At 62.3% G+C, this 16315-nt stretch carries 10 protein-coding genes and 1 pseudogene; 1 reads left to right on the top strand and 10 read right to left on the bottom strand.

The window, feature by feature from the left end; all coding sequences use genetic code 11:
- Positions 1-10: 10 nt before the first annotated feature.
- The 7 genes and pseudogenes from JJC00_RS13975 to JJC00_RS13945 all read right to left on the bottom strand — a co-directional run bounded on the left by JJC00_RS13975 (position 11) and on the right by JJC00_RS13945 (position 9666).
- The gene (locus JJC00_RS13975; protein ID WP_200473107.1) at positions 11-1378 is read right to left on the bottom strand and encodes a hypothetical protein; all 1368 of its coding nucleotides are present in this window, start codon (positions 1376-1378) and stop codon (positions 11-13) included.
- 141 nt (positions 1379-1519) lie between these two features.
- A pseudogene (locus tag JJC00_RS38105) lies at positions 1520-1985 on the bottom strand (carbamoyltransferase C-terminal domain-containing protein).
- A 277-nt stretch (positions 1986-2262) separates the two neighbouring features.
- Complete coding sequence (locus JJC00_RS13965; protein ID WP_200473106.1) at positions 2263-4389, bottom strand: bi-domain-containing oxidoreductase; 2127 nt, start codon at positions 4387-4389, stop codon at positions 2263-2265.
- Positions 4386-5651 carry a UDP-N-acetyl-D-mannosamine dehydrogenase gene (gene wecC, locus JJC00_RS13960; RefSeq protein ID WP_200473105.1) on the bottom strand — a complete coding sequence of 422 codons (1266 nt, stop codon included), beginning with the start codon at positions 5649-5651 and terminating at the stop codon, positions 4386-4388. The genes JJC00_RS13965 and wecC overlap by 4 nt, the downstream gene beginning before the upstream one ends.
- Positions 5648-6721, bottom strand: coding sequence for a non-hydrolyzing UDP-N-acetylglucosamine 2-epimerase (gene wecB / locus JJC00_RS13955; RefSeq protein ID WP_349643541.1), 1074 nt, complete (start codon positions 6719-6721; stop codon positions 5648-5650). Before wecB ends, wecC begins: the two co-directional genes overlap by 4 nt.
- A gap of 232 nt (positions 6722-6953) precedes the next feature.
- Positions 6954-8231, bottom strand: coding sequence for a glycosyltransferase family 4 protein (locus JJC00_RS13950; RefSeq protein ID WP_200473103.1), 1278 nt, complete (start codon positions 8229-8231; stop codon positions 6954-6956).
- A gap of 1 nt (position 8232) precedes the next feature.
- Entirely contained in the window at positions 8233-9666 is a 1434-nt protein-coding gene (locus tag JJC00_RS13945) for a heparinase II/III family protein (RefSeq protein ID WP_210347359.1), read from the bottom strand.
- A 430-nt stretch (positions 9667-10096) separates the two neighbouring features.
- Between JJC00_RS13945 and JJC00_RS13940 the strand changes: the two genes are divergently transcribed.
- Positions 10097-10930, top strand: coding sequence for a class I SAM-dependent methyltransferase (locus tag JJC00_RS13940; protein WP_200473101.1), 834 nt, complete (start codon positions 10097-10099; stop codon positions 10928-10930).
- Between the two features lie 107 nt (positions 10931-11037).
- On the opposite strand, the gene JJC00_RS13935 is transcribed toward JJC00_RS13940, so the two are convergent.
- The 3 genes from JJC00_RS13935 to asnB are packed head-to-tail and all read right to left on the bottom strand — an operon-like array spanning position 11038 to position 16299.
- A complete protein-coding gene (locus JJC00_RS13935; protein ID WP_200473100.1) occupies positions 11038-12258 on the bottom strand; it encodes an oligosaccharide flippase family protein in 1221 nt (406 codons plus the stop codon).
- Positions 12246-14264, bottom strand: coding sequence for an alginate lyase family protein (locus tag JJC00_RS13930; RefSeq protein ID WP_200473099.1), 2019 nt, complete (start codon positions 14262-14264; stop codon positions 12246-12248). Before JJC00_RS13930 ends, JJC00_RS13935 begins: the two co-directional genes overlap by 13 nt.
- Complete coding sequence (asnB, locus tag JJC00_RS13925; RefSeq protein ID WP_200473098.1) at positions 14257-16299, bottom strand: asparagine synthase (glutamine-hydrolyzing); 2043 nt, start codon at positions 16297-16299, stop codon at positions 14257-14259. The genes JJC00_RS13930 and asnB overlap by 8 nt, the downstream gene beginning before the upstream one ends.
- Positions 16300-16315: the final 16 nt, after the last annotated feature.

Here is a 16315-nt window from a genome sequence, read left to right as displayed (position 1 = left end):
GCAAGGCGCGTCATTTTCGGAGAGTGATGCTGATCATCCATGTCAGCACACGCATTGCGGCAAGCGGAGCTATCAACCAAACGAGGCCGTAACTATCCAGCAGCGTCGCCGTTAGAGGTACCTGAGTCACGTAATACGCGTAGAGGCAGCCTGCCACCTGCGTGGCAATGCTCATGGGATCGTTGCCCCTCGCAAGGATTGAAATTAAACCAATTAGTGAACCGGCGATCACGGTCGCCAAGACAGCGTAAATGAGTCCCCCCTCAGCATAGCCTGACAGGCTCACACCGGCCGGTTGCGAACCCGTCGTGTATGTGATGGCGGGATAGATCACCGCGAACACTTTCGTGGCCGGATAGCAGGGCTGCGGAGCAAGAAGTCCGCTGAAGGTCGGCCGCACTATGCCGCAACGTTGATCGGAATCCGAAAAAATCTGCACATAGTATGGAATTCCAACCGCCATCCTGAATACGCCCGTTCGCACGATCCAAATTGCCTTCTTCAACAATCCACTGAATCCGCTCTCCTGCCGCTCTCCATCGGCGGTTGATGGCGAGCCAAGCGGGGACGATGAGTCCGAACCGGGCAGCGGAACCGAGAGCGACAGTCCCGGGGGACTCGCAGGCGGCTGGCCGGGGCTCTTAACTTCGCAAAATTGGCTCAGAGCCAGGGCCAGGTAGATCGTTCCTCCTGCCGCGATCGTCACGACCGCGCTGCGCACGAGGCCGAATCCAGAGAGCGCCAACGTCAATCCGAGCACCAGCACATAGAGAAGCGCCGGTGCTTTCTGAATAGTTGCGACATCAAGCCAAAGAACGATCACGCTCAGCGCCGCGCAGGCCCCGAGGCTGACCTTTTCATGCTTGAGCAATCCCCGCGCCAGCAGATAGCAACCGATGATGGGCAAACTCGAATAGACGAACGAATAGTACTTGTTACCAAGCAGCCTGAACAATTCGACCCTTCTCACGATCTTCGCCTCGTAGCATAGGCTCTGATCCCACGCCTCGCTCGCGGACAAGCCGCCGGCCTGCGCAAGCCGGTAAACGCAGAAAGCGATCATGGCGCCCGCCAACACCAGCGGAATCCACAGGGGCACCTCGTCGGAGAATGAGAGGGTTGCTGACGCAAAGACCTTCTCGGTAGCGATCGCAGCAATCGGCAGAACGACGAGCGTCAGCAGAAACAAAAGCCAGTAAGTTGGAGATCCGAGCGTGGTCATCCACGCGTAAGGAACTTCCTGAGGAAGGAACAATTGGCCGAGCTGTTCTTGTCCAACCGGAAACGGAATTAACGCAGCGGCACCCGAGGTCGCGATGTAGGCGGAGACCGCCACACCGACGGCCAGATTGCCCCGTCGCACCTTCCTGAAGCTCATGAAATCGCTCTAGCATTACATTCGTCGGACAAACGGCGTCAGATCCTTCATCAATTCAGGCGGATTTCGCGAGAAGCCCTGACCACAACGGACGAACTGCATCATCGGTCCGTTGAGCTCCCCCGGAGCGATCCCACTTGCCTAGCGCGCCTTCGACAGTCGGTAGGGCCCGAGATACAGCACGTCCAGACCGGAGCAAAAATAGGTGTGCAGCGCCTCCAGAGGCGCGTTCACCGTCGGCTGCTCGTTGATGTTGAGGCTGGTGTTGATCAGGACGGGCAGCGAGGTCGCCTTCGCGAACTCGCCGATCAATCGGCTGTAGAGCGGATTTGAGTTGGCATGGACACTCTGGATGCGCGCGGTGTTGTCGACATGGACCACCGCCGGCATGGTCTCCGCAACCTTCTGATTGACCGGGAATGTTACCACCATGAAGGGCGCGTGTGTCCTCGAAATATTCGGCTTGGCGCTCGTACAGCACCGACGGACAGAATGGACGGAACTCCTCGCGATATTTGATGGTGAGGTTGATGCGGTCCTTCATGCCCGCATGGCGCGGGTCAGCCAGGATCGAGCGGTTGCCGAGCGCGCGCGGACCGTGCTCCATACGCCCCTGGAACCAGCCGACAGTCTTCTGCTCCGTCAGGTCGGCGACACAGCGCGACACGGAATCGTCGAGCAGCTCAAACCGCGCGCCGATCTTGTCCAGCGTCTCCTTGATCGTGTCGTTGGAATATTCCGGCCCCCAATAGGCATGGGTCAGCGGTGCGATCGTGTAGCCAGCCTCCGCGCATTTCATCATCGCAGCGCCCAGCGCCACGCCCGCATCATGCGGCACCGGCGGAACGTAGAGACCCTTCACGGACGGCTCGGAACGCACTGCCTCACTCAGCGAGCTGTTTCTCGACCGCGAAACTGACCCGCGTCGCCGACAGCTGATCGGCGAGCGAGATCGGCCATTTGCCGCCCGGTTTGAAGGCTTCGGCGAGCGCCACCAGCTCCTCGAGCTGTCCCTTTTCAATGGTCAGGCCCTTCCATCCCCCGTTTGCGCCGGCGACCTCCAATCGCTTGTAGTCGTCGAGCACGAGAACTTTCCCGTCCACAAAGATATCAAAGCGCTCCTTGGGAAACTCCTTTGAGCCGAGCGAGGTATAGGTCAGCGTGCACAGCGAGCCGTCCGCATAGCGAACGGTCGCGACGAAATTGTCGTCGCGGCGCCAATGGCCGCTGGCCGGCACGATCGCCCGCGCCTGGACCTCGACGGGCTGGCTGCCGGTGAGCGCGTTGAATAGATCGTAAATGTGACAGGCTTCGCCGATATTGCGGCCTCCGCCGTGCGGGCCGTGCACCCAATGGTCGGAGGGAATGTAGCCGGCATTCATGCGGTAGTTGACGATCATCGGGGACAGACGCCCCTTGATCGTGTCGCGTGCAGCGCTGACGGCCGGCGCGAACCGCCGGTTGAAACCCGTCATCAGGAGCGGCCCGTTGGGATTGGCCTGGTAGAACGCTTCGATCGCGTCTAGCCCCTCCTCGGTCATCGACAGCGGCTTCTCAACGAATACGTGCTTGCCGGCCTTCAGCGCCGCCAGTGTCATTTCAGCGTGCAGGTCATGCCGTGTTGCGATGAGGACTAGATCGACCTGCGGGTCATCGAGAACAGCCTGAAAATCGGTGCTCGCGGTGCTGAAACCAAAGCGCTCGGCGGCCGTGCGCGCAGACAGGCCGGTGCGGCTCACGACACTGCGAAGGTCGAACTTGTCGCCGAGCTTCTTCAGGTTCGGCAGGTGCATGCCCTGCGCAAAGCTGCCCGCTCCGACAACCGCGATCTTGATGCGGCCATCGACAGGCTTAGGAGGAGCAATCTGCAGCACGGACCGCGTGGCCTCTTCCCGGTGCGGATATTGCAACAGGACCAGAAGTGGCTTCTCACCCTCGCCTGCCAGTCGGCCATACGCCTCTTCGGCGCGGTCGACCGGATATGGCTCATGCAGCATGTTCTCGAGCCGAACGCGGCCGACCGCTAGCAGGCGAAGATATTCGCCCATATTGCGGTTCTCGGTCCAGCGGACATAGGCGAGCGGGTAGTCTCCGCCTTCCTCCTCATAGACGGGATCGTAGCGTCCGGGTCCGTAGGAGCAGGAGATCAGGACATCGAGCTCCTTGGTGTAGATGTCCGATCGCGCCATGTTCAGGCCGACGTCGCCGACAATCACCACGCGCGCCTTCTTGCGGCAGGACTGAAAAGCCTGAGCGAGAATATCGCTGGAGGCAGAGGCAGCCGTGATGATCGCGACGTCGGCGCCGAAGCCATCGGTCAGCTTGATAATGCTATCGACCAGATTGCCGTCGTTCGGATTGATGCCGTGATCGAGGCCATTTTCCAGCGCGGTCGCAATACGCTTGTTGTCCACGTCGGTGCCGATGACGCGGCAGCCATTGGCGGTCAGGAGCTGCGCCGTGATCTGCCCGAGAATTCCGAGCCCGATCACGACGACTGTCTCGCCAAGCGTCGGCTGCGCGCGACGCACGCCCTGCATCGCGATGGCCCCGAGCGTCACCGTGGCGGCGGCATCGAAGGAGACCTGCTGCGGGACGGGAACGCACAGATTGACCGGGACGTCGATAACCTCGGCGTGGTTGGCGACGCCCGCGCCGGCGCAGGCAACGCGATCGCCGACCGCGATCCCGTCGACCTCCGATCCGACGGCGATGACGGTGCCGGCGGCCGAGTATCCGGTCGGCAGTCCCGCGTCGAGCTTGCCCTTGACCTGCTTGTAGACGCGCGCCACGCCCTGGTCGCGCATGAGCTGAAGCACGCGCTTGACATGGTGCGGCTGCTTGAGGGCGCGACGATACAGCGGCAGGCCCGACATCTTGACGCCGGCCATCTCGGTGCCGACGCTCACGCACGAACGCTCCACCCGGACCAGCACGTTCTTCGGGCCGGCGACGGGCGCCGGGACGTCCTGCAGGAAGACCTTACCCGACCGGACCAGCAGCTGCTTCACGACCATACTCCGCGCGTGTCGATTACCACCTTGCCGTTCAGTTCGGCCGGCGCGATTTCGTTGTAGGCACGATGATTGACCAGCATGACGACGATATGCGCCTCGGCGATCGCCTGGGCGACGTCATGCACCATGCGCACGTTCTTGTGCGTGGCAAGCTTTCCCGGCAACAGCTCGGCGAAGGGTTCCGACACCAGCAGTTCGCAGAGGTTCCACCGAGCCACCTCTTCGGCGATCTCGAGCGCCGGGCTTTCGCGGAAATCGTCGACGTCGGGCTTGAAGGCGAGACCGAGCGTCAGCACCTTCGGGTAGGCGCCCACCGACCGCGCGCCGGCGATGGCGGTCTTGATCTTCTCGAGAACGTAGGACGGCTTGCCGTCGTTGACTTCACGCGCGGTGCGAATCAGGCGGGACTCCTGCGGAGCCGCCTCGACGATGAACCAGGGATCCACCGCAATACAATGGCCGCCGACGCCTGGGCCCGGCTGCAGAATATTGACGCGCGGATGATGGTTGGCGAGCCGGATCAGCTCCCAGACGTTGATGCCGAGCTTGTCACAGACGATCGATAGCTCGTTTGCGAAGGCAATGCCGACGTCGCGGAACGAGTTTTCGGTCAGCTTGCACATTTCCGCCGTCCGGACGTTGGTCTTCAGCAGGCTGCCGGTACAGAAGATGCGATAGAGCTCCTCGGCGCGCGCCGAGCATTTGACCGTGATGCCGCCGATCACCCGGTCGTTCTCGACCAGCTCGACCAGCACACGTCCGGGCAACACACGCTCGGGGCAATAGGCAATGTGAACGTCGCAATCTTCGACATCCGACGTGGGCATGCGCAGATCGGGGCGCAGAGCCGCAAGCTGCGCGGCCATCCGTTCCGTCGTCCCCGGCGGAGAGGTCGATTCCAGCACGACGAGATCGCCGCGCTTCAGGACCGGCGCGATGGATGCCGCAGCGGCCTCGACATAGCTGAGGTCCGCCTTCCCATCATGAAATGGCGTGGGGACAGCAATGATGAAGGCATCCGCCGGCGCAGGCTTCGTCGCCGCGTGCAACTTTCCGACCTGAACCGCGCGCGCGGTCACCGCATCGAGGTCGGGCTCCACGATGTGAACCTGGCCACGGTTGATCTTGGCGACGACCGCCTCGCTGACATCGACACCTACGATCGAAACACCGCGCGAGGCGAGTACGACCGCAGTTGGGAGCCCTATATAGCCGAGCCCGACCACACAAATCGCTTTTAGCTTTACGTCGCTCACAATTGATCCTCGATCACCTTGCGAATTCGCTTTGCGGCGAGGCCGTCGCCGTAAGGATTAATCGATTGCGCCATCCGCCCATAGTGATCGCGGTCGGTCAACAGCCTGGTTGTCTCTTCGACAATACGCTCCCGGGACGTGCCCACGAGAATCACGGTTCCAGCGTCGACAGCCTCGGGACGCTCTGTGGTTTCGCGCATAACCAGGACCGGCTTGCCCAGCGACGGCGCCTCTTCCTGCACGCCGCCGGAGTCGGTGATGATGAGACGCGAACGCTCCATCAGATAGACGAACGGTTCGTAGTCCAGGGGGGCGATCAAATGAATCCGCTTCTGTGCACCGAGCACGCGCTGGACGGGCGCCAGAACGTTGGGATTGGGGTGGACAGGATAGACGATCTGCACGTTATGCTGTGTGACAATGTCGAGCAGCGCATTGCAGATATTTTCGAACCCGTCACCGAAGTTCTCTCGCCGGTGCCCCGTCACGAGGATGAGCGGAAGATCGGGATCGAGGAAGCCGAACCGCTCTCGCAGTTCGGTGCGGACGGAGGTCGCGCTCTTGAGCCGCTCCACGGTTTCCATCAGCGCATCGATGACGGTGTTACCGGTCAGGTGGATATGGATAGGATTGACCCCTTCAGCGAGGAGATTTTGCCGCGACTGCTCGGTTGGCGCGAAGTGAAACCGGGTCGCAAGGGTTGCGACGCGGCGGTTCATCTCTTCCGGCCACGGCGCGGACAGCGAGCCGGATCGCAGACCTGCTTCCACATGCCCCACGGGCAGCCTGCGATAGAACGCAGCCAGCGAACCGGCGAGCGTGGTCGAGGTATCGCCGTGGACCAGGACCAGGTTTGGCTTCTCCTGATCCAGCACCTCCCCGATCCCGGTAAGGAGCTTCGCGGTTAGCTGGTCCAACGCCTGGTTCGGCGACATCAGGTTGAGGTCGTGGTCGGGCTTGATCGCGAAGAGATCCAGCACCTGATCCAGCATGCCCCGATGCTGACCCGTCACACAGACCCGCAGATCGAGGCTTTGGCTGCGCCGCAGCTCGGTCACGACCGGTGCCATCTTGATGGCCTCCGGACGCGTTCCAAATATTGCAATGACTTTTCGCATCTTCGGGTTTGCTGTCCGCCTTGACGCCCATCAGGGCCCACCTAGCGGAGCGGTGTGTAACCAGTCGCGCGAAAATATACAAACTCAAACGAGGGGCGGCACCTAATCAATCGGGAGGAGCCAGCCCCACTGAAAAAACATTAGATTTCAAGCAATTGGAGCGGATGTCCTGGCGGTCTGCGGGTCATCCTGCCTTGTCCCGAACGATACTGCGACCAGACCGGCCTGATTCCTCGGGCTTCCCAGGGCACAACCGCTGTAGTGCTTCTAGCATACTGTCGGCCAGTACCGTGCGCTCGTAACGTTTGCCCCCGGCAGCGGCGTTTGCCGCAAGCAAACGCCGGCGCGCTGGATCTCGTGCGAGTTCCGCAATGGCGCGCACCAGTGCTTCCACGCTGTCGGGCTCGATGGTCTCCGCTGCATCAAGCGGCTCGAGCAGGCGCTCCAGTTCACCCCGCACGTTCGTGATGATCGGCGTGCCCGTCGCCAAGGCCTCGAAAACCTTGGACGGCAATACGGTCCTGAACAACGGGGTGTTCTTTAGCAAGACCAGCGTCAAGTCGCTCAGACGCCAATAGTCGATGGTCTCGTCGTGCGACACGCGACCGACAAACGATACGTTCCGCAGTCCCCGACGTTCGGCTTGTTGTTGCAGCTCCTCGCGCTCCGCACCGGATCCGACGATGATGAATTGTGCCTCGGGAACGCGGATCAGGCACTGGTCAGCCGCATCCAAGATGAGCTGCAACCCATGCGCCATGCCGACTGTGCCGATGTATGAAACGATGACCTTGCTCTCGGTTCCAAATTTCTCGCGCAATGACGATGTCGCGCATCCCGCGCTGAGCTTCGATGTGTCTGCGCCATTGGTGACGACCACGATCTTGTCGCCACTAATTCCCCGCGACATCAGCACGTCACGGGTCGCATGGGTCACCGTGACGATGAGATCGGAGTGTCGATAGAGAAAGCGCTCTACACGCCGGACGAGATTCAATACTCGCCCTTCCTTCATGGCGCCGACGGCGACGATCGAATCCGGCCATAGATCGCGCACTTCGAACGCGAAAGGCCTGCGGTGAACGCGGCTTGCGATCCATCCCGCAATAGCGGCAAAGATGTGTGGTGACGTCGCGACGACGACGTCCGGCCGCGCAACGAAAGGCGATGCAAGGCTAGCCATCACCACAAAGCTTAAATAGTCAAAGATTCGCAGCAACGAGCCACGATTGGGGAACACCAGTGTCGGCACGCGCAAGACGTCCACCGTATCAAACACCTCACGCTTGTAGAGCGATTGCCGATAGCCGCCGAACACCTTCCCATCCGGATAGTTTGGAAAATTGGTCAGCATCGTGACCTGATGACCGCGCGCGATCCAACGTTTCGCATGCGCGCTGCAGCGGACGGACGCCGCACTCGCCTCGGGCGGGTAGTGGTCGGTGATGAAGAGTATGCGCAAATCAGAGCTCGAACCGGGTTTCGACTTCCATCGGTAGCCCGCCCCTATAGCTCCAGGCAAGCACCGGTCGCAAAATTCGTTGGCCAAAGCTCGGCGCGTAGTAACCTTCGCCCAGCGAGAATTGAGAGGCTCCTTTCGCGGTCACACGGATCCGCTGCTCGTCCGGCAACTCGATCGACCAGCCTTGTCCGTCCGGGCAAATATGACCGACCAGCGGGTGCAGCGGAAAACGACCGATGATCGTGTGGTTTCCCTCGCCCGTGACACGGTCCCGAACAACTAGCGAAGTCGGCGACACCGTGACGCTGCGGCAGTGGACTGGTCGGCCAGGGAGCCAGCGGTACCCATCGTGACTGGCGGAGGCCGACTGGATGTGGCCGGTCGCGGATACCGATCTGCCGAACGGATGCGCACGCCGCCCGACGCGAAAGCTGGCCCACACTTCGGTTGAATTCTCTGCGTCGATCTCGACAGTCGCGTGGGCGCCGGTCGAACGCTCTTCATCTCGAATTGCATCGTGGGCGTAAGACGACGTTCCGGAGTTAGTGATCAGACGACGATCGCCAAACGACACTTCGAGCGAGAGCGTGTCTGCATGCGCATGCCCTGGCAGGTAGGAGGGGCCGACTTCGGCCGCGTCGAGGATCGCGAGCCAGGGACCGGAGCGCAGCCGTACGTACCCGCTGTCAGCCAGCCGACTGGTAGTGTCGTCTGCGCTCCGCAAGACGTGCAGCGATGCTCCATAGTCCGCAAGCTGCCTGTACGTCCTTGCGATGCCTAACGCCGCGTCATTGAAGAAGGCGATTTCCCCGTCCGGATGGACCATTTCACTCAGCCAGGCCAGCATACGCGCGGCCAAAGCCGGCCATTGCGCCGCCGGTTCAGCAAGCTCGTGCGGATAGATCTTCGAAAGCTGAATGAGATCCAGGGCATCCTCGAGCAGGATGGCGTGATACATCGGACTGAGCTCAAAGTGGCCGCCGTCCGGAAGCACCTGTTCGCGCCATTCTCGTTGCAGCAGATCCAGGCCGGTGCGTCGCCATCGGTCGGCTTCGACTCCCGAGAAATAGCAACCCGCGAACACAAGGGCTTTCGCGTTCGCGAGCAGATGGTTGCCCAGCAGATGATACTCGAGCGAGGAGTTCAGCGCGCGCGCCTGCGTTGCCAAGCTGTCGCGCACGGCGGAGCCCAGATCGTTGCCCGCCAGCGCCCATGCGACCCAGTTCACGATGCGCAGCGATATCGGATATGGTTCCCAGCCGTTTCCCGTTATGGGACGATTTTCGGCGATCCAGGCGTCGATCAGGTCGCGATGCCATGACGCACGGGCCTCGCTTGCCTCAGCGCGCAAATCGTCGAAATAGTGCAGGTTGTACAGCCACAGCTTCGGCATTGCCGGATTGTTCCAGCCGGCACCGTCCAGCAGCTCCGCCACCTGCCCAAGAATCCGGAAGCGCCGGGGGGACAGCATGGTGGCCGGCCGGCCCGCAGCATACCGCCATCTCGCCGTCGGCGTGCGCAAACCAGGTGCGGGTCCATGCGCGATGCTGGGCGGAAGAATTCGGCGCTTGAGGCGATTGATGATCTGTTCGGAACGCAAGTGGCGCACTGTTCGGATTAGGCGCGCGGGATCCCCCCATCTTTTTCCAAACATTCCACGTACCGGCTGTGTTTCGCCCAAGCGCTGATACCATTTCCGGTGCCGAGTTCAATAGCAAGGCCTGCATGAGACAGTGCGCTTGCGGCTTGCCGGTAGATTTTGAAGGCCGAGGGAGCCTTGCCCTGCCGGTGCGGAGGCTGCGGAACTCGGCAGATCGGCAATCGCCGGCGCCTATTCTTGTGCCAGGCTCATGGGGGGGATACAGTTGTGCCATGATGAGAGTGCTCCCATGAACAATAGGGTTGTCCGCGATTTCTGGAACGAGGCGGCCTGCGGCGAGGCCGCTTATGCCGTCGGCATCGACGCCTCAAATCGCTTCTCCAGCCAACGCGAGACGAGGTACGAGCTCGAGCCCTTCATCAAGCCCTTCGCCCGCTTCGAAGAGGGCCACGAGCAGGCTGTACTCGAAATCGGCGTTGGCATGGGTGCCGACCATGAACAATGGGCGCGCAGCGGACCCGCCCGCCTTTGCGGCATTGACTTGACCCCGCGCGCCGTCGACCTGACGCGCGAACGCCTCGCCCTCGCCCACCTTGAGTCCGAGCTCCGAGTGGCCGACGGGGAACGGCTTCCTTTTCCGGATGCGACGTTCGATATCGTCTACAGCTGGGGCGTTCTGCACCACAGTGCCGATACAACGCAGGCGTTCAAGGAGGTTGCCCGTGTGCTGAAGCCCCGGGGCACTGCGCGGATCATGATCTACCACAAGTGGTCGATCGTCGGTCTCCTGCTCTGGCTTCGCTATGGACGCTTCTCGTCCAGCCTTGCCTCGATCTATGCGAACCACCTCGAAAGCCCTGGCACCAAGGCCTACTCGACAAGGGAGGCGACTGCGATCGTCGAGGCCAGCGGCTTGCGGGCGGTCAAGATGGAAGTCGAGCTGAGTCCAGGTGACTTGCTCTCCGGCGCAACGGGCCAGCGTCATCGCGGGCGTCTCCTGTCGATCGCCCGGCGCCTTTGGCCACGATCGCTCCTGCTTGGCGTCGCGCGCCAGCTCGGCCTCTACCTCATGATTGAAGCGGTCCGTCCCTCGGAATAGGTTGCCGGAATATCTTGCTCGCGGCCTTCGCCGGAGCTGGAGCGCCGGTTCCGCGAGCCATCCGGAAGACGGGACGGCGGCGAAGTGCCTCGCTCCAATTCGTTGCGTCAGAGATCCGCGGAAAGGCCGGACCTGAGGCTGTTGAGAAGCAGCCAGACACAGACAAATCCGGCACTCGCACTCTGAATCCACGCCAGACCAACGGCACCGAACTGTCCGAACAGCGCAACCGAGAGCGCGGCCTGCAGGGTCGCCCCGCAGAGCCAGGCCATGACCTGCGACCAGGGAAATCCGCTCGCCGACAGGAACTGGGAGGCAGCGGAGGCGACGCCGATGAAGAATACGCCGGGAAGCAGTGCGAGGATGATGGCCACGGCCGGCTCGTACTCTTTCCCGAATATGATTGTGACGATCGGGCTCGCCAGCACGGCGCTGGCTGTGCAGACCAGCGCCATCAGCAAGGTGATCTGTAGCAACGCGACCTTGTACTGCTGCACGCGCGCCGCACCTTTCGCACGCACGAGCGCGGGAAACAGCAGAAGGCCGATCGTCGAGGGCAGGATCAGCAACGCGTCGGCGATCTGTGCCGCAATCGACCAGTAACCGATATCCGCAAACTCGCCGAATTGCCTGAGCACCATGACGCTCATGCGGCCCATGACGAAGCCCAGCAGAGTCGCGATATGAGCCCGCAGCGCAAATGCGATACCATTGCGAAACAGCCCGAAGTCGAAGCGTCGCGGAATGTCGATACTCTTCGCCAGGACGGCCCAGGCGGCGACGCAGGCGACGAGCGAGGCGATCACCGCGGCAACCAGGAAGCCCCCAAGCCGTGGAGCAAGCCAGGATGCCAGCAGCGCCGCACCAATGGCAACGACGCCGTTGAGGATGATCAGACCGTTGAAGGTCCTGGGGCGATTAAGAGCGACCGCGATGTTGGACAGGTAAAGGAACAAGAGGAGCGACGGTGTCAGCGCCGTCACGATGGCAACGAACATGACATTTTGCTCGGGACCGCCGATCGCCAGATCGACGGCAAGGACGCCCGCCGCCGCCGCAACCCCGGCCAGGCCCGCAAGCCACAACGAGTTGGCCATGATCTGAGCGAGCAGCGCCGGCGTCCGCGCAATCAAGTACGTGTTGCTAGACTGAACGCCGAGGGAGGCGATCTGCAGGGCAATCGCAGCGAGCGTCACGATGTAGTAATAGTGCCCGCGCTCGGCGGGACCGAGCATGCGCGCCGTCAGGATCGCCACGCCGAACGAGCCGAGGATAGCGAGGCCCCGCGCCAGCAGCATCTCGGCGTAGGTGTGGATCAAGGAGGGCACGAGGTATCGTCCCCGTCCGGCTTGATCGTTACCGCCAGCTTCGCCGGCAAGGCGCCCCGCCTGCGCCACACCAGCCGATGCGACGGCTCGACAACGCCGTAGCTCGGCGAGATCGACGTGGGCTCGATGGTCAGCTCCCAACCGTCACCGAATGCCGAAAGGGAGAACAGACGTCCGGCTGAAGCAAGGCGGACAGCGGCTCCGCTGCGGTCGACGCGGACGGAAGACGCCAGATGCAAGGGTACGGCGATCTCATGTTCGCCTTCGCCTTCGATGGTATCGATGATCTCGACACGGCCCGATCGCCTGTCCAGGCTGATTTCCCGCGCAACGTCGACGCCGAGGCGCCGGTAGCCCTTGTGCCTCCCGGCAAACAGGTCCTGCTCGTCGCCGGTCCGCCAGCTCGTGCATTCGGCTTGCGCATCGTCCTGGAGGTTCCAGAGATTGCCGGGGTCGAAGCGATTCATCTCCGCGCCATCGATCCCGGGCGTGTTGTGGGACGAGGTCGAACGAAACTCGTTCCGCTTCTCGAACGAGGCCGTATAGACGAACGAGCCGCGATCGATGACGACCGGCGCGCCGGCGAGCCAGGCTTCAAACGACAGCGCGTCGTTGTGTCCGTGGCCGCCGCGGCCGGCGAGGCCGACCGGGCCGCAATCAATGAATACGTGATGATCCCCGGCGCGCATGACATACGCACCGCCGTGCGGGAATGCCATCGACGACGCCGGCGAGCGAACGGCTGGCGCGAATGATGCGGCCAACTCGGGCCCGACCACCCAGACGAGTTCGGAGCGAGGCCCCTCCGCTTGCGCCGCCAGATCGCTATCGCCGAATGCGAGTGCAATCAGGCTGACCAGATAGCGATGGTCGCCGAGCTTCTGTCCACCGAATGGCAACGCTCTTGCGTCGTCGGCATCCCCCCACAGCGGGCTGGTGCCGTCGGGGCGCGAATAGGCCGCGGCAAATCGCGCCATCGCGCGCAGCCGCTGGACGTAACTGTCCGACAGGCTGGCGCCGCAGGCCTTGCGGAACAGTGCCGGCCACACGAAGAGTTCGCAGACCAGCCGGTGATAGGGCACCGACGCCTCGAAATCGACCCCGTCGGCGAAGACCTGTTTTTCGATTTCCTCTTGCAGCCCTCGCCAGCCGGCATCTTGCCAGCGACCGGCATTCCCCACGTCGCCGAAAAAGTGGCCGGCCATCACCAGGCCGGCAAGATCCGCGGTGTAGTGGTTGCCGTTGACATCGGCTTTCTCGATGTGCCTCAGCGTGAAGTCGCCGTGGAGGTAAAGGCAGGCCAGAAACTTCGCGCGAAAGTCCTCGTCACGCCACGAGGAGCTGTTCGCGAATACATGGAACAGCCAGGTCCAGATGAAGAGCCGCATCGCGGCTTCCATCGTGCAAGACCAGTTCACGGTGTAGCCGAGCGGATTGCCATCCATCCACTCCTGCAGGATATCGCGGGCGGCGACGGCATATTGCTCGTCGGCATCCAGCAGGTAGGCCTGTCCCGCCGGGATCAGCCATTGCAGTCGTGAAATCTCCCAGGGCACCTTGACGTCGCTGGGACGATCGCGGTTCACGTAGTCGATCGATCGCGCGAAGCCCCCCGGCCAGCCCATCCCCACCCGGTAGTCGCGGGCCCAGTCGATCGGCCTGCCCAGCGCCACCGGTCCGACGCCCAGGAGATCGACCGTTCGTGCGCAAGCCAGGTGCGCGGCGTCACGAATCCGCGCGCTCTCGCCGGGTTCGACACGGTCGAGCGCGGCGGGATCCATCGCCGATGTCCATGCCGGATACGGGCGCTGGCGCAGCCGCGTCCACAATTCATCGATGGAGGATGCCCGCGCCATCGCAAGCAGCCGCCCGCGAGAGAGGCTTCGCTCCCGCATCGGCGCGAGCCAGCGGTCGAGCTCGCGCTCCCCCTCCTGCAAGGCACGCCTGGCAACGTAGGCCGGAGATTTGCCGAGAATCCTCCTGGCGCGGCGCGCCGCGTCAAGCAACCGCATCGGACAACTGCGACGTATCGACCACCTTGCGATCGATCCACAAATCATACCAGGCGGTCAAATTGTAGATCGCCCAGAGATACAGGCTGGTATCGGTCCGCCCCGTGAAGTGCCAATCGAAGAGCTTCTCGATATAAGCGGCCTTCAGGAGGCCGCGCCGCATCAACCCTGACGAGAACACCGACGCACGGACCGCGCGGCCGAAATCGCTGCGCATCCAATCGCTCATCGGCGCGCCAAAGCCCATCTTCTTCCGATAGATGATGTTGTCGGGGATCAGGCCCTCGACAGCCTTCTTCAGAAGGTATTTCGGCTCGCCACCCTTGGTCTTCCATTCCTCGGGGATGTCCATCGAGAACTCGACGAGCTTGTGGTCGAGAAAAGGAACGCGCGCTTCCAACGATTCAGACATGCCGATCTTATCAACCCGCATCAGCAGCAGCTCGGGCAGGCGCAGCCTGAACTCGCTGTGAATCATGCGGGTCAGCGGATCAAGGTTAGAGAACTTGGCATCCAGAGGATCCATGAAGCTGCGGACAATGTTGAAGCTGTCGAGCTTCAGATATTCGGGGTCGAGCAACCCCGCCGCGTCCGCATGATCGTCGTTGGCGGCCGCGATGGCGGTGGCATCGACGAGCTGGCTTTTCATGAGATCGGGGAACACCATCGCGCCAGACCAGAAATGCTCGCGGCTCCGGGCCGCGCGATCGATGACGTCGGCATAGACGGGCAGCTTCGGATGAATGCCCGAAAGCAGACTGGCAGTGCCCGCTGCAAGGCGCTGCGCCGGCTGCGGCAGATACTTGCGGAATGGTGCCCAATATTTGTGATACATCTTCAGGTACGTCATGTAGCCTGAATAACCGCAAAACTGCTCGTCCGAGCCTTCGCCGACCTGGACCACCTTCATGCCGTTGTCGTGCGCGAGCTTGGAGACGAAGTAGAGCGGGATGCACACCCAGTCGGCGATCGGCTCGTCCTGCGAGAGCAGCATCTGTGGCAGGTAGTTGATCATGTCCTTCTTGCTGATCCCAATCTCATGATGATTGGTGCCGAACTGACGTGCGATCTGGTTCGCCTGCTCGTATTCGTTTAGATGCTTGTAGTCGCTGAATCCGATCGTGAAGGTCTCGACGGGGCGGCTTGAAAACTCACTCATCAGCGCCACGTTGGTGGACGAATCGACGCCGCCCGACAGGAACACGCCCATCGGCACGTCCGACATCATCCGCTTCTCCACGCTGGCGCGGAGCCGGTCGCGAATGCCGTTGACGTAGAACTCCTCGAGCGCCGCGTCCGAAAGATTGGCGGTCTCGCCCCGCTCGATACCGCGTCCGGGCACTGCATCCCAGTATCGCGATATCGTCGCCTTGCCGGAGCGATCGATCGTCATGCTGCATCCGGCCGGCAGCTTGTAGATGCCGCGCATCATCGTCAGCGGCGCCGGCGTCGTCAGGAACGAAAGATAGTGATACATCGCGTAGGGGTCGATCTCCCGCACGAAGTCGGGATGCTCGACCAGCGCCTTCATCTCCGAGGCGAAGGCGAAGCAACCCTTGATCCGGGCGAAATAGAGCGGCTTGACGCCGATGCGGTCCCGCGCAAGCGACAACAGCCCCCTGCGCTCGTCCCAGATCCCGAAGGCGTAATCGCCTTCGATCCGCTCAAGCAGGCCGTCGAGCCCCCACTCCTCGTAGCCGTGGACCAACACCTCGGTGTCACTGTGATCGGTACGGAACTTGTGCCCGCGGGCGACGAGCTCGGGCCTGAGCTTGGCGTGATTGTAGATTTCACCGTTGAAAGTGATGATGACCGCGCCGTCCTCGTTGCGCATCGGCTGCGTCGCGGCGACGTTGAGGTCGACGATCGAGAGGCGGCGGTGACCGAGGCCAATTCTGCGGTCGTCCGAAACCCAGCCGTCTCCGCCGTCCGGCCCGCGATGCGCCATGGCGTCGCGCATGCGATCCAGGACGGAGCGATCGACCCTGCCGGCGTCGCCGTAAGATAGCAAACCCACTATTCCACACATTCAGAACAATCCCCTT

The sequence above is a fragment of the Bradyrhizobium diazoefficiens genome, assembly GCF_016616885.1.
Lineage (GTDB): Bacteria > Pseudomonadota > Alphaproteobacteria > Rhizobiales > Xanthobacteraceae > Bradyrhizobium > Bradyrhizobium diazoefficiens_F.
The sequence above is the reverse complement of the archived record's forward strand: the minus strand, read 5'-3'. Positions and strand labels throughout refer to the sequence as shown.

Coding starts and splice junctions, on each gene's coding strand:
- JJC00_RS13975 (WP_200473107.1), bottom strand. CDS start 1,378: ATGAGCTTCAGGAAGGTGCGACGGGGCAATCTGGCCGTCGGTGTGGCG.
- wecB (WP_349643541.1), bottom strand. CDS start 6,721: ATGGCACCGGTCGTGACCGAGCTGCGGCGCAGCCAAAGCCTCGATCTG.
- asnB (WP_200473098.1), bottom strand. CDS start 16,299: ATGTGTGGAATAGTGGGTTTGCTATCTTACGGCGACGCCGGCAGGGTC.